This is a genomic window from Nesterenkonia sandarakina, from assembly GCF_003003175.1.
Classification (GTDB): domain Bacteria; phylum Actinomycetota; class Actinomycetes; order Actinomycetales; family Micrococcaceae; genus Nesterenkonia; species Nesterenkonia sandarakina_A.
The window spans coordinates 33,200-51,259 of sequence record NZ_PVTY01000008.1 but is presented as its reverse complement, the minus strand read 5'-3'; the positions used below and the strand labels follow the sequence as shown (position 1 = coordinate 51,259).

Below are 18,060 nucleotides of genomic sequence, written 5' to 3'. Positions count from 1 at the left end.
GGTTCTGCTAGTTCTGCGTGGGCCGAGCCCGATTCTAGATAGCACCGGTCGTCGTTCAGCCCTTGCTGAGGTGCCCCTCCAGCACGTTGAGCGCGCTGTCCCAGCCGTCGTAGATGCCGTCGTCCCCCCGTGCGCCTTCAGCTCCGCGCAGTTCGAAGGTCAGTTCCGTGCCGTCCGCGGTGGGGGTCAGCGTCACCGTGATCAGTGGAGATCCTTGGGGATCGCTGCCCGGGTCGTCCCAGGTGAAGACCAGGCGTTCGAAGGGTGAGACCTCGCGGTAGACGCCGCCGGTGGGGTATTCGTCGCCGTCAGCCTCATTGACCATCGTGTAGGTGTAGCGACCGCCCACACGGAGGTCCATGTGGACTGAATCGCGCGGGGTCGAGAGACCCTCTGGGTGGAACCACTGCGCGATTTCATCGGGGTTCGTCCACGCGGACCAGATCTGCTCCGGAGTCGCCGGGAACGTCCTGACCAGGGTGAATCCTGTGGTGGTGGTGTCGCTCATTGTTCTTCGCCTTCCTGTGACGATGTTTCTGGGGGTGGGTTGGTGGGTGGGTCTTCGGCTGGTTCTGAAGGTGCATTCGCGGGTGGGTGCGCGGCGCTGAGGTAGTCCTGGAGGCGATCCAGCCGCTCGTTCCATGCGGCGCGCTGCTGTTCGATCCACTGGGCGGCCTCATCCAGCGATGCCGGGGTGATGGAGCAGTCGATCCACTGCCCGCGTCGGTTGCGGCGCACCAGCTCGGCGCGTTCCAGGACCGAGAGGTGCTGGGAGACCGCGGCGCGGCTCATCGGGTAGTGCTGGGCGAGATCGCTCACGGTGAGCGGCTGACGTCGGAGCCTGTTCAGGATGTCCCGGCGGGTGGGATCGGCCAGGGCGCTGAAGGTGACGCTCAACGGGTCCTTGGGTGGCAAGAGCACCTCCAATGCGTAAGGAGTTGCTTACACGCTAGGACTCTGGCGAGAAGCGGTCAAGGGTTCTCTGCCCACCGTTCGAGCCCGCGTCCGAGCCGCTCATCCACGTGCCCGGATGGGGCCCCGGCACCAAGACCGTGCCCCATCCGGGCTTGCAGCGACGGTTCACCCAGCGGTCGGTGTCGCGACGTCGATCACCCAGGTCACACCAAATCGATCGGTCAGCATTCCGAACCCCAGTGTCCACGCGGAGGCGGCGAGCGGCTCGACGATGACCGCGTCGGCAGCGAGCCGCTCCCAGCACGAGGTGACTTCCTCCAAGGTCTCGCCCCGAACGCTGAGGAAGAAGGATCGGTCGGTGATCGTGATCCCGTTCTCGCGACGGGTTGATCCCGCGGTGTGGTCGATCTCGGGGGAATCTTCGCCGGGGATGTCATAGGCCATCACGCGGAAACCAGGTGCACTCTCGAGCTGACCGAAGACGACTTTGTCTGCTCCCGGGGCGTCCTGCGGCATGCCGAGGCTGCCGTAGGTGACCACGGTGAGGTGGCCGCCGAAGATGCTCTGATAGAACTCCAAGGCCGTGCGTGCGGTGCCGCGGAAGTTCAGGTGGGGCGTGGTCTGGATGCTCATGGAATGGTCCCTTCCTTCATGCTCTTGGACGAACAGGTCGTCCGTCTGAGGCCCAGAATCACACCAGTAAAGGTCAGTTTGTGTCCTCTACTCGGTGGATAATCGATCGCATGACAGGCAGTACTTCCCGGAGGCTGACGTTGCTCTCGCTGCTGCAGGCCCGGCGCGACTGGTCAGGTCAGCTGCTCGCCGAGCGTCTGGAGGTCTCGTCGCGAACGGTGCGCCGCGACGTCGAGCGGCTGCGTGAACTCGGCTACGAGATCAAGGCGTACAAGGGGCCCGACGGAGGGTACCGACTGGTACCGGGGTCTGAACTGCCGCCGCTGCGATTCGACGACGATCAGGCCGTGGCGATCGCGGTGGCCCTGCAGAGCGCCGCGGGTTCGGGGGTGGACATCGAGGAGGCAGCCGATCGGGCACTGGCGACGGTGAGGCAGGTGATGCCTTCGCGACTGCGCCATCGAGTCGACGGCATCCGCTTCTCAGTGCCCCGCGCGGCGAGTCCATTGGACCCCACCGTGCTGGAGTCAGTCAGCGCGGCGGTGAGGGAACACCGAGTGCTGCGCTTCGACTACCGGGAGAGCGTGCCGCGCCAGACGGAGCCACATGCCCTGGTGGCTCGACACGGCCTCTGGTACCTCATCGGGTGGGACCTCGTCCGGGACGACTGGCGGATCTATCGGGTGGACCGGATGACCCCTCGCGTCCCGGCGGGCCCGCTGTTCACCCCGCGGTCGCTGCCTGCTGAAGACGCATCCGCCTTCCTCTCGGCCCGATTCAAGGGATCCAGCGGTGAGGACCGGTGGCCGTGTATCGGCGAGGTCGTCGTCGAACGACCTGTCAGCGAGCTGGCGCACTGGGTCGGCGATGGGCAGATTGAGGAGCTTACGGCGACCTCATGTCGTCTCACCCTCGGTTCCTGGTCCTGGCCGGGAGTGGTCGCGCTGATCGCCCGTTTTGATGCGCCCTTCACGATCCTCGGCCCGGAGGAGCTCTCCGAAGGGGCAACGACCTTCGCGAGTCAACTCGCAGGTGGCATCCCGCGAGGGTGAGGCGCTGCGTCGACGTTCTAGGGGGCGATGCCCCGCGGGTGATCAGCCCAGGGTGCACGCGCTTCACGCAGCTGCCCGGCACCGGTCCGGATCGCGTGCAGCGCGAGGATGCCGGTCACCGCGCTGGGGTTGTGGATCTGACCGGTGAGCACCGCCTGTACCGCGTCAGTCAGCGGCACCCAGGCCTTCTGGATCTCGGCCTCCTCACCCTGTCGAGCATGCTGATCATGCTCCGGGGTCTCGGTGATGCCGGAGGCGAGGTAGATCCGGATGGCCTCATTGGAGGCGCCGGGGCTGGTGTGGAAGTCCGCCAGGGTGTGCCAGGTCTCGGCGCTGATGTCGGCTTCCTCGTGGAGCTCCCGCGCGGCGGCGTCGAGCATCGGCTCACCCTCGGCGTCGAGCAGTCCGGCCGGGATCTCCCACATGTTCTGCCGCAGCGGGTGCCGGTACTGCCGGATCAGCAGCACCTGGTCGTGCTCGTCGATCGCGAGGACGGCCACAGCGCTGAGGTGCTTCAGGAACGCGCGGGTCAGCGTCTGGCCGTCGTTGCCGAAGCTGAAGGTCTCTTCGACCAGGTCATAGATCGGCGTCGACTGCAGGGACCTGGCCTCGAGGATGGGGTGCTCAGCAGGGGAGTCATGGATCGGCATGGGGTCAGCCTACGTGGGGTCCGGGCGCTGGCTGCGGAGCTGGAAGCGGCGCCGCCGTCGTCCTCGGCGTGACCCGTCCCATAGGCGAGCGCCTCGCAGAGTCCTAGACTGCCGTCATACGCGCCGTGGCCTGTGCGCAGGCGGCGGCGACCCTGAAGGGAAGGACTGCTATGCCGACAGTCGCACGGAACATTGTTGATACCTTGCACGCCAGCGGAGTCCAGCGGATCTACGGAATCTCCGGAGATTCGCTCAACGGCCTGACCGATGCGCTGCGCGCCGCGGGGACCATCGAGTGGGTCCCGACCCGGCATGAGGAGGCCGCCGCCTTCGCCGCCAGCGCGGAGTCCCAGATCACCGGGGAGATCGCGGTCTGCGCGGGAAGCTGCGGACCGGGCAACCTGCACCTGATCAACGGGCTGTTCGACGCGCAGCGCTCGCGCACCCCGGTGCTCGCGATCGCCGCGCACATCCCCAGCGAGGAGATCGGGTCCACCTACTTCCAGGAGACCCACCCCCAGGAGCTCTTCCGTGAGTGCAGCGTCTACGTGGAGCATGTCTCCCACGCGGACCAGATGCCGCGGCTGCTGCGGGTCGCCATGCGCGAAGCCATCGAGAAGCGCGGCGTCGCGGTGCTGGTGATCCCCGGGGATGTGGCGCTCGCCGACGTTCAGGCCGAGGCGGAGACCATCCGCCCGATGCAGTCCCGGGTCATTCCCGGTGATACCGACCTGGACCGGGCCGCGGAGCTGCTCAACACCTGTGAGCGCGTGACGATCCTCGCCGGTGCCGGCACTGCCGGGGCTCACCCGGAGCTGCTGGCGATCGCCGAGCGGCTGCAGGCGCCGATCGTGCACGCGCTGCGGGGCAAGGAGCACGTGGAGTGGGACAACCCCTACGACGTCGGCATGACCGGGCTGCTCGGCTTCTCCTCCGGATACCGGGCGATGGCGGCCTGCGAGACGCTGCTGGTGCTCGGCTCGGACCTGCCGTATCAGCAGTTCTATCCCGAGGACGCGAAGGTGGTGCAGGTCGATATCCGCGGGTCCCAGATCGGACGGCGCACCCCGGTGGATGTGGGGCTGGTCGGTTCGGTCAAGGACACCGTGGAGGCGCTGCTGCCGAAGCTCGATGTGCACACGGACTCGCGGCACCTGGACGGGGCGACGAAGCACTACGCCAAGACCCGCAAGGATCTCGATGCGCTGGCCACACCGTCCAAGCGGACGATCCACCCGCAGTACCTGACCAAGCTGATCAACGACGCAGCCGACGACGACGCGATCTTCCTGCCCGACGTCGGCTCACCGGTGGTCTGGGCCTGCCGGTATCTGACGATGAACGGACGACGCCGGCTGATCGGGTCGTTCAGCCACGGGTCCATGGCGAACGCGATCTCGCAGGGGATCGGTGTGCAGATGGCCGAGCCGGAGAAGCAGGTGATCGCGCTCGCGGGTGACGGCGGTCTGGCGATGCTGATGGGGGAGCTGCTGACCATCACGCAGAACGAGCTGCCGGTGAAGACCGTGGTCTACAACAACTCCTCGCTGAACTTCGTCGAGGTGGAGATGAAGGCCGCCGGCTTCGTCAATTACGCGACTGACCTGAAGAATCCCAACTTCGCCAAAGTGGCCGAAGCGATGGATATCAAGGGGATCCGGGTAGAGAAATCTGAAGATCTTCCGGCGGCCGTCGAGGAGTTCCTCGCCCACGACGGGCCGGCGCTGCTCGATGTGGTCACCGAGCGCCAGGAGCTCTCCATGCCGCCGAACATCACCGCTGAGCAGGCAAAAGGGTTCACGCTCTACGCTGTGCGCACTGTGCTCAGCGGCCGTGGCGATGAGCTGATCGACCTCGCGAAGACGAACTTCCGCCAGCTGTTCTGATTCTGCGCTCTTCCACAGAACCGCCCCGGCCCCTGTTGCGCCGGGGCGGTTCTGTTTAGTCTGTTGCTCCAGTGGCGGTGACGGATTGAACGGATCAGGTTCATGAACACTTCGGCGGGTCGGCTTGGTGTGGTGAGTGTTGCGGCGGTTCTCGGGTTGGTGCTGAGTTCTTGTGGAGGTGACGATGCTGGGGCTGAACCTGCTGGGGCGGAGGGTGCACCGAGTGCGGAGCAGCCCTCACCGGACGGTGAAGTTTCGGAGCCGGAGCCGGAGCAGTCGAGTGGTGACGGGGGCGAGACCGAGGAGCCGGAATCATCGCCGACGCCGGTCCCTGCGTCTTCGGATGGACCCGCGCAGAACTGGCCGGAGCCTGAGGTTCCGGATGAGATCTACGAGGAGACCGAAGAGGGGGCGCTGGCGGCGCTGAGGTATTGGTTTGAGGCTTCCACTTACCTTCAGCTCACCGGTCAATCCCAGCCTCTCGAGGAACTGTCGGGATCGGAATGTGTGATGTGCGCCCAGAGAGCTCTCCAAGCTGAGCAAGTCTACGAAGAAGACGAAGGCTGGTTTGCGACCAGTGGGGTGGATGTTGTTGATCCGATCGTCAGCGCTATCACTCAAGAACAAGAAGCGTCAGTGTTGTTCACGCTGAACGAAGGAGCCACGCAACGCTTCAACTCCGACGGAACCATAGCGGCCGAAGTCGAGGAGGCTGCAGTTCCTGGGATGGAAGCAGTTTTGGTGTTCGGGGATGCTCATTGGGAAGTTGCCGAGGTGTACCTGCCTGAAGCTCGGGGTGAATAGGCATGCGGCCCGAACGTTTCATAGCGGCGACGACCGTCATCGTATATCTCGTTGTAGGGCTTACGGTTTCCCCTCAGCACGTTGCCCGGGCCTTTGCGTCCTCGGGGACGGGCACCTGCGATGTTCGCGACTCCTTCTGGCAAGACCAGGGTCCGACCGTTGACTTGGAGTGCACGATACCCAGGCTTCGTGAGGAGAGGAGTGGTCCCCCCAACTCTCCGGCTAGGGAACGCGGAGGCAGTTCCGTGGATCCGCCTGCTAGGGATGCAGGGGAAGGTGGCGGCTCTGTAGCGTTCGATCCGCGACCGGAACGACCAAGGACTGGGCAGTTCATATACTGCCAAGGGGCTGCCGGCAACTTTGAGGCAGACTGTCGAGAACAGATCGTCCAATACTGCGATTTCGACGCCCAAGCTACGAATTTGATCGATGCAGGAGACGGAGAACTGGGCTACGGGTGCCAGTACGAGCCCGAGATCGAAGAGATTGCGGAGATCGAAGATCCGGAGATCGCAGCTCAGGACGACTTAGCCGACATCCTCGAGCTACTTCCCGGGGAAGTTCAACGAGCATTCACCACCCTGCCCATCGCCGGTGGCTCCGTCGAGTTCGAACCCGACCTCCTGGGCTTTGGCTACAGGAACCGGCACACCCACATGTTCGCCGATGTCGGGACCCAGACCCTGAACCAGACCCTTCTCGGCATCCCCGTGGAGATCCGGGTGAACCCTCAGAGCTTCCTATGGAACTACGGCGACGGCACCAGCCGGGTCACCTACGACCCAGGCGAACCGATGCCCGACAGCTGGCAGGGGGAGGCGGTGGTCAAAACCGACCAGGAGACGCCCACCAGCCACGTCTACTCCGAGACCGGCCGCTTCCCGGTCGGTCTGACCACCACGTTCGTGGGCGAATACCGGGTCGGCGGTGGACCCTGGATCGTCATCCCCGGCTCCGTGGACGTCCAGGCGTCACCTGGCGAAGCCGACATCTGGAGAGTCGCTGCGCGCAACGTCTCCGGCTCCTGCCGCAACACCGTGGACTGGGGCTGCAACGGTCCGGTCACCCTCGAGCCGGGTGACACCCCGCCGAAGATCTTCGCCGACCAGTACGACGCCAACGGCAACTGGCTGGGGGACTGAACCCCAGCCTCCCCCCAGCTCTCGAGCAGGGGGTGACCGAGCGCCGTCGTCGTCTTCTTCCCGCCGCTCATCCTGGGCAGTTGAGTTCTCCGGTCCATACGTAGCTACCGGAGACTGCAACTGCCCAGGAAGGGGTTAGCGGAGGGGGAGGTGGTTCCCGGCGATCATGCAGCGCACGGACCCGCCGGCCGCCTCCAGCGTGGACACATCCACCGGGACCAGCGCGCAGTGTGCCGAGATGGTCTCGCGCTGCTGCGCCGTCAGGCTTGCTTCGGCCGTCGTGGACAGCACCAGGTGGCGCCCCTGGGTCCCGGCGAGTTCCAGGCAGTTGCCGGCGAAGCTGCCCACTTGGGATTCGCTGAGCTCCACCACCGTTCTGCCGGAGTCGCGCAGGACGCCGAGGACGTGCTCGCGCTGGGCCTGGTCGCGGATCACCTCGCTGCTGATCAGCGCCAGATCGGTGCCCACGGACATCATGACGTTGGTGTGATAGACCGGCACCCCCTCGCCGTCGGTGGCGTTGAAGAGCACCGGCGCATAGCCGAAGTCCCGGCAGAACTCAGTGAACAGCCCGGCCGACAACCGGCGGGACCGGCACGCGTAGGCGAGCCGAGCGCGGTGATCCAACACCATCGAGCCGGTGCCTTCGAGATACTCCCCGAAGCGCTCCGCCGAGGAGTAGTCCACCACTCTGCGCACCCGGCAGGTCTCCTGCAGATGCGCCAGGATGTCCCCGCGCCGCTCGGCCCGCCGGTTCTCGGCATACATCGGGTAGAGCGTGACGGTGCCGTCGGGGTGGGTGCTGAACCAGTTGTTCGGGAACACGCTGTCCGGGGTCTCCGTGGAGGGGTCATCGAAGATGTCCACGCCGATCCCGAGCCGCTCCAGGGTCCGACCGAGCTCGGTGACCTCGGCGTAGGCGGCTGCCGCGACCTGGCGGGCCGACTCCCGGGCCGCCGAGGGCAGCAGCGCCTCCAGGATCCGCTGCTGGAAGCTGTTGTCCGCGGCGGTCTGGGGGTTGGGCGTGAACTGGTGTGGTCGCACCAGCACCACCCGGGACGGAGCTTGCTCGGTCAGCCCACCGGCGGGGGAGACCCGCGCTTCGCCGTCGGGTCCCAGGGCGAACCGCCCGACCGGGGCATCGAGCACCTCAGTCATCCAGTTCACCCCACCGGCTTCAGCGAGCTGACCAGCGAGAACAGGTCCTTCGGGTCCTCGGGGTCGGCGACGAGGTCCAGCGCGGTCTGCAGGTCGGTGCCGGCGGTGGCGTCGCGGACGAAGCGCAGCGCGGAGAGATCGGCGATCGCGAAGCCCACCGAATCAAAGATCGTGATCTGCTCGGCAGACTGCCGTCCGGCCGCAGCGCCGGTGAGCACCTGCCAGAACTCGACCACCGGGAAGTCGGGCTCCATCTGCTGGATCTCGCCCTCGACCCGGGTCTGCTCCGGGTACTCCACGAAGACCCGGCCGCGGCGCAGGATCTCCGCGTCGAGCTCGGTCTTGCCCGGGCAGTCGCCGCCCACCGCGTTGATGTGCACGCCGGGGGAGGTCTGCGCGGAGCTCAGAATCGTGTTCTGCGCCTTGTCCGCGGTGCAGGTGGTGATGATGTCGGCTCCGGCCACGGCCTCATCGGTGGAGGAAGCGAGGGTCACCCGGAAGCCGAGCGGCCCCAGGTTCCGGCGCAGCTTCTCCATCGCGGCGGGGTCCACATCGAAGACCTGCAGGTCCTCGATGCCCAGGGCGGAGCGGATCGCCAGGGCCTGGAACTCGGCCTGGGAGCCGGCGCCGATCAGCGCCATCCGCCGCGAGTCCGGGCGGGCGAGCGCCTTCGCGGTCATCGCCGAGGTCGCGGCGGTGCGAAGCGCGGTGAGCAGGGTCATCTCCGCCAGGAAGGTGGGGTAGCCGTTGTCCACATCGGCGAGCATGCCGAAGGCGGTGACGGTCTGGAACCCGCGAGAGGGGTTCAGCGGGTGCCCGTTGACGTACTTGAAGGCGTAGGTCTCCAGGTCCGAGGTCGGCATCAGCTCGATCACGCCGAACGGCGTGTGGCTGGCGATGCGTGGGATCTTGTCGAAGCTCTCCCAGCGGCGGAAGTCGTCCTCGAGGTAGGCGATCATCTCGGTCATCAGGTGCTCGACACCCTCGCGCTGGATCCAGCGGGCCATATTGCCGACGTCGACGAACTGCGTCATGAGGAACTCCTTACAAATGGTGGTGCGGGAATCGTGCCAGGTTGATGAGGATCAGCCTAGGGATCTCGATGTGTACATGTAAGAGCAGTTCTGCTGAATTTCGGGGCAATCAGGTGGCAGTTTGTCAGGGTGCAGTTAGCATAATGCACATGCCTCGTCTCACCGACCTCGATCGCCGCCTCATCTCCGCGCTGCGCAAGGACGGCCGCGCCCCGGTCGCGGCGCTCGCCGAGCAGCTCGGGGTCGCCCGGGCAACGGTCACCAGCCGGATCGAGAAGCTCAAGGCCCAAGGCGTCATCGTGGGCTTCAGCGTGCGCGTCCATGACCACAACGAGACCGGCGAGGTCCGCGCGATCTCCTTCATCGAGGTCGTCGGGCGCACCACCGACCATGTGATCGCCGAGCTGCGCGGCTTTCCCGAGATCATGGCGCTGCACACCACCAACGGCGGCTGGGACCTGGTCGCGGAGATCTCGTGCGAGAACCTGCGCGACTTCGACGAGGTGCTGCGCCGGGTCCGCGGGATCAAGGGCGTGGTCAACAGCGAGACCAGCCTGCTGCTCAGCTCGGTGGTCCGCTGAGCCGGGGGTGAGCGCTGGGTGCGGCGAGGGAGCCGGCCCTGCCACTGGGAGGCGAGCGGCGCCGTCGTCGTGCTCCTGGCGTTCCTCCTGGCTGGTTGCGTTCTCCGGTTGATACGTAGGTGCCGGATTCTGCAACTGGCCGGGTAACCTGGGGGCCTATGCGCGTCACCATTGATCCTCACACCGAAGGCGTCCTGAACGACGACGCCGGCTCCACCGTCCGCCGCTCCGTGCTCCCCGCCGGGGTGCGGGTGCTCACCGAGGAGATGCGGGGCCAGCGCTCGGTCACCCTGGGCTTCTGGATCGGGGTGGGCTCGCGCGACGAGGCCGCCCACCAGCACGGATCCACCCACTTCCTGGAGCACCTGCTCTTCAAGGGCACCAAGACCCGCTCCTCCCTGGAGATCGCGTCCGCCTTCGACAGCGTGGGCGGTGAGTCCAACGCGCTGACCGGCAAAGAGCACACCTGCTACTACGCCCGGGTGCTCGACACCGACCTGCCGATGGCCGTGGAGGTGCTCACCGACATCGTCACCTCGGCGCTCCTGGACCCGGCCGAGATGGAGATCGAGCGCGGGGTCATCCTCGAAGAGCTCGCCATGGCCGAGGACGACCCCGAAGACGTGGTCCACGAGCGCTTCGGCTCCCAGGTCCTCGACGGGCACCCGCTGGGCCGGCCCATCGGCGGCACTCCCGAGGAGATCAACGCGGCCAGCCGCGAGGACGTCTTCAATCACTACCAGCGCTGGTACCGACCCGATGAGCTGGTCATCACCGCCGCCGGCGGGCTCGACCACGACCACGTGGTCTCGCTGATCGCCGAGGCGCTGGACAAGTCCTCCTGGGACATGACCGTGCCCGGCTCACCGGCCGAGCGTCGGGTCGGTCGCGAGACCGAGATCCCGGTCCGCGCCGGCACCGAGACCATCATCAAGCCCGTGGAGCAGTCCCAGGTGATCCTCGGCGGACGCGGCATGGCCGCCTCCGACGACGACCGGTTCGCGCTCTCGGTGATGCACGCGGTGCTCGGCGGCGGGATGTCCTCCCGGCTCTTCCAGGAGGTCCGCGAACGCCGCGGACTGGCGTACTCCACCTACTCCTTCTCCTCGGCGATGACCGACGCCGGCTACTTCGGCCTCTACGCCGGATGCCTGCCGAACAAGGTCGGGAAGGTCACCCAGGTCATGGCCGCCGAGCTCGACCGGATCGCCACCGAGCACGTCAGTGGAGAGGAACTCACCCGCGCGAAGGGTCAGCTGCGCGGCGGCACCGTGCTGGGCATGGAGGAGACCTCCTCGCGGATGTCCCGGCTGGGACGCGCGGAGCTGGTACGCGGAGAGTTCGTGGACATCTCCGACACGCTGCACCAGATCGACGCCATCACCGTCGAGGATGTCCGCAAGGTCGCCGCCAGGCTTGCCAGCTCACCACGGGCTGTCACGGTGGTCGGACCCGCCTAGACTTGGCAGTGACACTGCAGGTGGACCGAGGGGGTCTCATGCGTCGCAGCCAAGATCTCGGCCGACGTCGGACGTCGAGCTGGGCTCCCGATGCCGTCCGCGCCGCCAGCGCCGCATTCATGTTGCTCGGCCTCGGCATCCTGACCTCCTGTGTCGGCGACTCAGGCCCCATGGGTGGAGAGGGTCCTGACGATCAGTCCACCAGCGCCCCGGCCGCGACCTCCCCGGCGGAGGGCCCGAATCCCGGCGACGCGACCCCCGACGGTGGCGGCGGCGGGGGCGGAGTCGCCGACGGCGGCGCGGGTGTCGACGGCGCGGGGCATGACATCGCGCCCGACATGATCCCCACGCCGGTCCAGGAGAACCAGAAGCTGGTGGCAGAGCACCTCTCCAGCTGGCAGGAATACAGCACCTCCTCGGAGACGGAGCTGCAGCTCGCCTTCTACAGCGGGAACCCGGCCTGCTATGGGGTGCGGTCGGTGGTGCAGGAGGACGAGGCGGAGGTCCGGGTGGCCACGATCTCCGGCACGCTCCCGGACGCGGTGGATTCGGCCTGCACCCAGGAGGCTCGCTACGTCTCGGTGGTCGTCGAGCTCGAGGCGCCGCTGGGGGAGCGCGACGTCGTGCCGCTGACCGAGGTCGACCTCGCTGACTGACTCCGCTGAGTCTCGCTCGGTGGGCGAGTCACAGCTGCCGGCTCGTCCGCCGTTCACTGACCCTGGACTCGACGCCGCCGAAGTAGACCTCGATCTCCGTGATCTGTCCGTTGACCACCGTCATGATCTCCACGTTGCTGAACGGCTCCTCACCCCGCAGCTGCGCGATATAGCGCAGCATGACCAGACCGGGTTCGATCTCCACCGCGTTGACCAGCTCCTGCCGGAGGAACCGTTCCGCAGTAGGAAAGCAGGTGTCCAGGAACGTCACCTTGTCCACATGGTCATCTTGTGGCGAGGTGAAGGTCATGTCGTCGCTGAGCAACAGCCGTGCCGCGCGGCGGTCACCGACTCGGTAGGCTGCGAACTGCGCCAGCACCGTCTCCATCGGCGTCCTGATCATGCTCGGGAATCTACTCGCAGCTTCGCCTGCCTGTCAGCGCCTCGCGGCCACCTGTGATCTTGTTATCCGCCGGCGAACGGCGGCAGCACGTCGAGTTGGTCTCCGGGGTGCAGCCGGGCGCTCTCCGCCCGGGCCCTGACTCCGTTGACCAGGAAGGAGCTGCGCGCGCAGACCCGCTCCAGACTGGGGGCGGACGCGGCGTCGTCGTCGGGCCCGCCAGCGGAGCCGTCTGCCGCGGATCCACGCTCGCGCACCAGCCGGGGCAGCTCGGTCAGGAAGTCGACGACGGCGACGCCCTCAGTCGGAACCGGCAGCCGCAGCTCCTCAGCCCCGGCCGCCTCGGCGGCAGCGGCGAAGAACCGCACGGTGATCGGCGCACCCGGGATCTCGGGCCGCGGGGACGCCTCGGGTGCGGCGGAGCGCTCGGTCATCTTCTTCAGCCTCCGATGGCGGACATCGAGCGGTCAGGGCGGTGGAAGCTGGCCAGGTCGAAGCCCGGGCGGTCGGTGCCATGGGCTGCGGGCTTGAGCCACATCGCTTCGGCCCAGGCCTGGGCGATCTGCGCGTCGGTGGTCGCTGGGTTGCGCAGCAGATGCATCAGATCGAACTCTTCATTGGAGAACAGGCAGCTCATCACCCGGCCCTCGGCGGTGAGTCGGGTGCGCCGACAGTCGGCGCAGAAGGGCTCGGTCACCGAGGCGATCACCCCGACCCGTCCCAGCGGCGGTCCCTGCCGTCCGTGGCGGATCTCCTCCGCGCTGGTGCCTAGCGGGTAGACGTCGAAGCGTTCGGCCGGGGCGCCGTCGCGGTTCTCCGGGGTCGGGGTCAGCACGAAGCGCTCGGAGAGCAGCTCGCGGGTCTCGGCGGCGGAGATCGTGCCCTCCTTGTTCCACTGCTGATCCCCGTCCAGCGGCATCTGCTCGATGAAGCGCAGCTCGAAGCCCCGAGTCACCGACCATTCCAGCAGGTCAGCGGCGTGGGCGTCATTGATCCCGCGCATCAGCACCGCATTGATCTTCAGCGGGGTCAGACCCGCGGCGGCGGCCGCCTCGACCCCGATCAGCACCTTGTCCAGGGAGTCGCGGCGGGTCAGCTGGGCGAAGGTCTCTCGGTGCACCGAGTCCAGCGAGATGTTGACCCGGGTCAGTCCGGCCTCCGCCAGGGCGGCGGCCTTGCGCTCCAGCCCGATGGCGTTGGTGGTCATCGCGATGGGCAGGTCTGGATGATCGGCGCGCAGAGCCGCGATGATCTCCACCAGATCGGCGCGGACCAGGGGCTCGCCGCCGGTCAGCCGCAGCTCACGGACACCCAGCGTGTTGACCCCGATGTCCACCAGACGGCGGATCTCCGCGGCGGAGAGCAATTGATCCTTGCTCAGCCAGGGGAGCCCCTCCGCGGGCATGCAGTAGGTGCAGCGCAGATTGCACTTGTCGATCAGTGAGATCCGCAGGTCGGTGGCGCGGCGACCGAAGGAGTCCATCAGCCCGCGGGATGGGTCAGGGCCCGTGGTGTCGGGCCCGCCCGCAACGCTGGATCGGGAAGGGATCTGCGAGGGCAGCGTGGGCATGCCCAGCTGGACCCGGCTGGGTGCGACCGGACCGGTGGCGCTCGGGCTCACCGGGGCCGTGCTCGGATGACCTGGAGCGGTGGCGTGGTCAGCTGGAAGCTGCTGCATCTGGCCATCGTATCCCCGCGGCCTGTCTCGAGGAGATGTCAGAGCCACTGCGTAGACTGGAGCCCATGTCAGAGACCTCCGTGCGCGTACCCGTTGAAGAGCACATCAGCCGCCTGAAAGAGGTGCTCGGCGCCGCTCTCGGCGCCCGTGCCAGCGAAACCGTGGAGATCTCCTCCGGGAAGGTCGCCGGCCGGATCGTCGCGGAACGGCTGGTCTCCGAGGTGCCCCTGCCCGGGTTCGACAACTCCCAGATGGACGGCTTCGCGCTGCGCGCCGCGGACCTCACGGTGACCGCCGGGGACGCGACCCTGCCGGTGGCCGGCACCACCGCTGCTGGCCAGGAGCCGGCCCTGCTGCCGCTGGGTGCCGCCTTCGAGGTGATGACCGGCGCCCCGATCCCGGCCGGCGCCGATCTGGTCATCCCGGTGGAGTTCACGCAGGGCTTCGGCGCCAAGGAGGTGCACTTCAGCGGCCTCACCCCCGCAGACGTCGCCCGCGGCCGCTACATCCGGGAGATCGGCTCCGACATCAGCGCCGGCACGCTGCTGGCCGAACCCGGCGATGTGATCAGCCCCGCCCAGCTCGCCGTGCTCGCCGCCTGCGGGTATGCCGAGATCAGCGTCCTGGAACCGATCCGGACCCTGGTGGTCTCCACCGGTGACGAGATCCGCCGCCCCGGTTCCGAGCTGCGCCCCGGACAGCTCTACGACGCCGACACCCCGCTGCTCGGCGCCGTGCTGGAGACCTTCGGGCACCAGGTGGAGACCTCGCGCATCGGCACCGATGACCCGGCCTGGTTCCTCGATGCGCTCGACGCGCTGGTCGCCGTGCATCACCCCCACCTGATCATCACCGCCGGCGGCATCAGCAAGGGCGCCTACGAGGTGGTTCGCCAGGGCCTCGGAGGCCGCGGCATCTCCTTCGGCGTCGTCGCCCAGCAGCCCGGCGGTCCGCAGGGCTGGGGTCTGCTCGAAGGCGACCTCGAGGGCCGAGGGCTGCTGCACTGGCGCTCCCAGCAGGAGGACGCCCGCGCCCCGATCGCCGTCATCTCGCTTCCCGGCAATCCGGTGTCCTCCGCGGTGAGCATGGAGACCCTGGTCCGTCCCGCCCTGGCGGCGGTGGATCCCAACTGCGCCCCGCCGCGCCAGATCACCGTGCGCACCGCCGAGGAGATCAGCTCCCCGCAGGGCGTCCGGCAGTTCCGCCGGGTCCGGATCCTCGACGACGCCGCGGCCGAGGCCGGAGCCGTGCCCACCGTGGCGCTGGAGGGCGGCCCCGGCTCCCATCTGCTGGGCCACCTTGCCCGAGCCGACGCGCTGCTGGTGCTGCCCGAGGACGACGTCGAGATCCCGGCCGGCTCCGAGCGGCAGGCCGTGCTGATCACCGGTCGCGGGGTGGGCACCCGATGAGCGAACAGCCTGTTGATCACCAGACCGAGGCGGCTCCTCGGCCGAAGCTGACCCACGTCCGCGGCGACGGCAGCGCCCACATGGTCGACGTCTCCGGCAAGGAGGTCACCCAGCGGGTGGCTCGGGCCCAGGCCGTGGTCAACACCACCACCGAGGTCACCGCCCTGCTCGCCGGCGACGGACTGCCCAAGGGCGACGCCCTGGCCACCGCACGGATCGCCGGCATCATGGCCGCCAAGAAGACCCCCGAGCTCATCCCGCTCTGCCACCCGCTTCCCGTCGCGAAGGTCACCGTGGACCTGGCGGTCGACGCGCCGGCTCCCGGCTCGGTGCTCATCACCACCGAGGTGAAGACCACCTCCCGCACCGGCGTGGAGATCGAGGCATTGACGGCGGCCACCGTCGCGGCGTTGACTCTGTACGACATGATCAAAGCCGTGGACAAGGGTGCCGTGATCACCGACCAGATGGTCCTGTTCAAGACCGGCGGCGCCAGCGGAGAATGGTCCAGGACCGAGACGGAGACCCGATGACCGACACCCCGCACACCACCCCGCCCGAGCAGACACCGCCCGAGAACACCTCGCCCGAGAACGGCGCCGCCGGCGAGGCCGAGGTGCCGGACCTGGGCGAGACCGACGACTCCGACGCCGAGACCGCGCGGATGATCGCACCGGTGATCGTCTCCACCCGGGCCGCCACCGGCGTCACCGAGGACCGCTCGGCCCCGGTCATCGCCGAGTACGCGGAGAAGATCGGCTTCTTCGCCCGGCCCCCGGTGCTGATCCCCGACGGCGAGGGAGTCCTCGCCGCCCTCTCCGAGCTCCTGGTCCAGATCGAACCCGCCGTGATCATCACCTCCGGCGGCACCGGACTGACCCCCGATGACATGACCCCGGAGTTCACCAAACCGATCCTGGACAAAGAGATCCCCGGCATCATGGAGGCTGTGCGCGCGCACGGCCGGACCAAGAACCCGCTGGCCTCGCTCAGCCGCGGAGTCGCCGGGGTCACCGGCAAGACCGTCATCGTGAACCTTCCCGGCTCGCCGAAGGCCGTCCGCGAGGGCATGGAGGTGCTCATCGAGCTGCTCCCGCACCTCTGTGACCAGGTCGCCGACATCCGCGACCACGAGGCCTGGGGCAACGGGGAATGAGCTCCGACGCACCCCAGGAGCTGAACCAGGCCGGCTTCGCCGCCGACGAGCCCTTCGAGTTCCCGCAGGAGCGGGTGATCCTGGCTCAGCTCAGCGACCAGCCGCTGGCCCCGGCCCAGGCAGAGTCAGAGGTCTGGGCGGAGCGGGCCGGCGCCGTCGTCGGCTTCTCCGGGATCGTGCGCAACCATGACCAGGGCCAACCGGTGCACCGGCTCAGCTATACCGCGCACCCCTCCGCGGCCGAGGCGATCGCCCAGGTCGCCGTCGACGTCGCCGCGCGATTCCCCACCGTGCGGGTCTGGGTGGCGCACCGAGTCGGAGAGCTGGCGATCGGTGACCATGCGCTGGTCGCCGCAGTCGCCTCCGCGCACCGCGCGGAGGCGTTCCAGGCCTGCGCGGAGCTGGTCGAGCAGACCAAGGAACAGGTGCCGATCTGGAAAGAGCAGTTCTTCGCCGACGGCAGCAAGGAGTGGGTCGGGCTCTAGCCCTGTGCGGAGACGGTCACCTAAACGCATCACCGCAGTAATCGCCTTGTAACCCTCGGCAACCAGAGGGAAACACTGTCCTTCTAGCGTTGTCAGCATGTATACAGATGCGTCGACAGACCCGAATACGGAGGCCGCTGCGCTGCCGGCCACCGACCGGGTCTATGCCGCCCTCCGGACGGCGATCCGAGCCGGACACGTTTCCCCGTGGGACCGGCTGACCGAGAAATCCGTCGCCTCGGAGTTCGGGGTGTCTCGAACCCCGGTGCGCGAGAGCATCGCACGCCTGGTGGCTGAAGGTCTGCTGCAGAAGCACACCAACGGCTTCGGACTCGTGCTGCCCTCCCCGGATGTGCTCGGCGGACTCTACGAGGCCCGACTGGCCCTGGAGCTGCAGGGAATCCGACGCGTGGCCCACGGCCCGGCGGAATACGACGCCGCCATGCTCTGCGCGCTCTCCACGCAGTGGGAGCAGCTGCGCGCCGACATGCCCGAGCCCGCGCCCCACATGGTCGCCCTCGATGAAGCCTTCCACTGCAGCGTCCTGGAGGCCGCCGGAGAACCCGCGCTGGTCTCGGTCCTGGTCCACGTCAACGACCGGATCCGCGCCCTGCGCATGTACGGCTACATGACCTCCGACCGGCTGGCCATCGCCGCCGAGCAGCACCTGACGATCCTGGACCTGCTCGCCCTGCAGGACTTCGACGCCGCAGAGGCCGCCATGACCGACCACATCACCAGCTCCCGCCACGCCGCGCTGGCCCGGGCCCTGCACAAGAAGCCCGCCCACGGATTCACCGGCACCGTCCCGACCGACACGTTCACCCGCTGACCACCCGACCCACCCGGCCGACCTGAGCCCGCCCGCCTGACTCCACTCATCCGACCAATCCTGCTCACTCGCACCCCACCACTCACCTGAGGAGAACACCGTGAAGAAGAACGCGCACCTTGTCATCGG

The 18,060-nt window shown here is 67.8% G+C and carries 21 protein-coding genes; 12 read left to right on the top strand and 9 right to left on the bottom strand.

Going from position 1 to position 18,060, the window contains the following annotated elements:
* Nucleotides 1-55 precede the first annotated feature (55 nt).
* The 3 genes from BCL67_RS07855 to BCL67_RS07845 all read right to left on the bottom strand — a co-directional run bounded on the left by BCL67_RS07855 (nt 56) and on the right by BCL67_RS07845 (nt 1,548).
* Nucleotides 56-508: an SRPBCC family protein gene (locus BCL67_RS07855; RefSeq protein WP_106122892.1), complete on the bottom strand. Its 453-nt coding sequence runs from the start codon at nt 506-508 to the stop codon at nt 56-58.
* Entirely contained in the window at nt 505-897 is a 393-nt protein-coding gene (locus BCL67_RS07850; protein ID WP_258174886.1) for an ArsR/SmtB family transcription factor, read from the bottom strand. Before BCL67_RS07850 ends, BCL67_RS07855 begins: the two co-directional genes overlap by 4 nt.
* A gap of 183 nt (nt 898-1,080) precedes the next feature.
* A complete protein-coding gene (locus tag BCL67_RS07845; protein ID WP_106122891.1) occupies nt 1,081-1,548 on the bottom strand; it encodes a VOC family protein in 468 nt (155 codons plus the stop codon).
* A gap of 110 nt (nt 1,549-1,658) precedes the next feature.
* Between BCL67_RS07845 and BCL67_RS07840 the strand changes: the two genes are divergently transcribed.
* Nucleotides 1,659-2,600, top strand: a complete 942-nt coding sequence (locus BCL67_RS07840; RefSeq protein ID WP_106122890.1) for a helix-turn-helix transcriptional regulator — start codon at nt 1,659-1,661, stop codon at nt 2,598-2,600.
* Between the two features lie 17 nt (nt 2,601-2,617).
* Here the strand turns inward: BCL67_RS07840 and BCL67_RS07835 are convergent, their stop codons facing one another.
* Nucleotides 2,618-3,250, bottom strand: coding sequence for an NUDIX domain-containing protein (locus BCL67_RS07835; RefSeq protein ID WP_106122889.1), 633 nt, complete (start codon nt 3,248-3,250; stop codon nt 2,618-2,620).
* Nucleotides 3,251-3,420: 170 nt separating this feature from the next.
* On the opposite strand from BCL67_RS07835, the gene poxB reads away from it, so the two are divergent.
* From poxB to BCL67_RS07820, 3 genes are all read left to right on the top strand, one after another.
* A complete protein-coding gene (poxB, locus tag BCL67_RS07830; protein WP_106122888.1) occupies nt 3,421-5,136 on the top strand; it encodes a ubiquinone-dependent pyruvate dehydrogenase in 1,716 nt (571 codons plus the stop codon).
* Nucleotides 5,137-5,238: 102 nt separating this feature from the next.
* Complete coding sequence (locus tag BCL67_RS07825) at nt 5,239-5,940, top strand: DUF6318 family protein (RefSeq protein WP_106122887.1); 702 nt, start codon at nt 5,239-5,241, stop codon at nt 5,938-5,940.
* A gap of 422 nt (nt 5,941-6,362) precedes the next feature.
* Nucleotides 6,363-7,082 (top strand): hypothetical protein, encoded by a 720-nt coding sequence (locus BCL67_RS07820; protein WP_258174884.1) that lies wholly within the window; start codon nt 6,363-6,365, stop codon nt 7,080-7,082.
* A 135-nt stretch (nt 7,083-7,217) separates the two neighbouring features.
* Here the strand turns inward: BCL67_RS07820 and ctlX are convergent, their stop codons facing one another.
* Both ctlX and BCL67_RS07810 read right to left on the bottom strand, forming a co-directional pair.
* Nucleotides 7,218-8,240, bottom strand: coding sequence for a citrulline utilization hydrolase CtlX (gene ctlX / locus BCL67_RS07815; protein ID WP_106123000.1), 1,023 nt, complete (start codon nt 8,238-8,240; stop codon nt 7,218-7,220).
* Nucleotides 8,241-8,245: 5 nt separating this feature from the next.
* Nucleotides 8,246-9,274: an ornithine cyclodeaminase gene (locus BCL67_RS07810; RefSeq protein ID WP_106122886.1), complete on the bottom strand. Its 1,029-nt coding sequence runs from the start codon at nt 9,272-9,274 to the stop codon at nt 8,246-8,248.
* Nucleotides 9,275-9,423: 149 nt separating this feature from the next.
* Between BCL67_RS07810 and BCL67_RS07805 the strand changes: the two genes are divergently transcribed.
* From BCL67_RS07805 to BCL67_RS15445, 3 genes are all read left to right on the top strand, one after another.
* Nucleotides 9,424-9,855, top strand: coding sequence for an Lrp/AsnC family transcriptional regulator (locus BCL67_RS07805; RefSeq protein WP_106122999.1), 432 nt, complete (start codon nt 9,424-9,426; stop codon nt 9,853-9,855).
* 158 nt (nt 9,856-10,013) lie between these two features.
* Nucleotides 10,014-11,315 carry a M16 family metallopeptidase gene (locus tag BCL67_RS07800; protein WP_106122885.1) on the top strand — a complete coding sequence of 434 codons (1,302 nt, stop codon included), beginning with the start codon at nt 10,014-10,016 and terminating at the stop codon, nt 11,313-11,315.
* Nucleotides 11,316-11,353: 38 nt separating this feature from the next.
* Nucleotides 11,354-11,971 (top strand): hypothetical protein, encoded by a 618-nt coding sequence (locus tag BCL67_RS15445; protein WP_181255931.1) that lies wholly within the window; start codon nt 11,354-11,356, stop codon nt 11,969-11,971.
* A gap of 28 nt (nt 11,972-11,999) precedes the next feature.
* Here the strand turns inward: BCL67_RS15445 and BCL67_RS07790 are convergent, their stop codons facing one another.
* The 3 genes from BCL67_RS07790 to moaA form a co-directional block, all read right to left on the bottom strand.
* On the bottom strand, nt 12,000-12,374 hold the full coding sequence (locus BCL67_RS07790) for a hypothetical protein (RefSeq protein ID WP_106122883.1): 375 nt from the start codon (nt 12,372-12,374) through the stop codon (nt 12,000-12,002).
* 62 nt (nt 12,375-12,436) lie between these two features.
* On the bottom strand, nt 12,437-12,805 hold the full coding sequence (locus BCL67_RS07785) for a MoaD/ThiS family protein (RefSeq protein ID WP_106122882.1): 369 nt from the start codon (nt 12,803-12,805) through the stop codon (nt 12,437-12,439).
* A gap of 5 nt (nt 12,806-12,810) precedes the next feature.
* Entirely contained in the window at nt 12,811-13,941 is a 1,131-nt protein-coding gene (moaA, locus tag BCL67_RS07780) for a GTP 3',8-cyclase MoaA (RefSeq protein ID WP_106122998.1), read from the bottom strand.
* Between the two features lie 173 nt (nt 13,942-14,114).
* Here moaA and BCL67_RS15205 point away from each other — a divergent pair, with 173 nt between their 5' ends.
* The 5 genes from BCL67_RS15205 to BCL67_RS07750 all read left to right on the top strand — a co-directional run bounded on the left by BCL67_RS15205 (nt 14,115) and on the right by BCL67_RS07750 (nt 17,931).
* Nucleotides 14,115-15,458 carry a molybdopterin molybdotransferase MoeA gene (locus BCL67_RS15205; protein ID WP_181255930.1) on the top strand — a complete coding sequence of 448 codons (1,344 nt, stop codon included), beginning with the start codon at nt 14,115-14,117 and terminating at the stop codon, nt 15,456-15,458.
* Complete coding sequence (gene moaC, locus BCL67_RS07765; protein ID WP_106122881.1) at nt 15,455-15,991, top strand: cyclic pyranopterin monophosphate synthase MoaC; 537 nt, start codon at nt 15,455-15,457, stop codon at nt 15,989-15,991. Before BCL67_RS15205 ends, moaC begins: the two co-directional genes overlap by 4 nt.
* Nucleotides 15,988-16,614, top strand: a complete 627-nt coding sequence (locus BCL67_RS07760; protein WP_258174882.1) for a MogA/MoaB family molybdenum cofactor biosynthesis protein — start codon at nt 15,988-15,990, stop codon at nt 16,612-16,614. Before moaC ends, BCL67_RS07760 begins: the two co-directional genes overlap by 4 nt.
* On the top strand, nt 16,611-17,099 hold the full coding sequence (locus BCL67_RS07755) for a molybdenum cofactor biosynthesis protein MoaE (protein ID WP_106122880.1): 489 nt from the start codon (nt 16,611-16,613) through the stop codon (nt 17,097-17,099). Before BCL67_RS07760 ends, BCL67_RS07755 begins: the two co-directional genes overlap by 4 nt.
* 97 nt (nt 17,100-17,196) lie before the next feature.
* The gene (locus BCL67_RS07750; RefSeq protein WP_106122879.1) at nt 17,197-17,931 is read left to right on the top strand and encodes a GntR family transcriptional regulator; all 735 of its coding nucleotides are present in this window, start codon (nt 17,197-17,199) and stop codon (nt 17,929-17,931) included.
* Nucleotides 17,932-18,060: the final 129 nt, after the last annotated feature.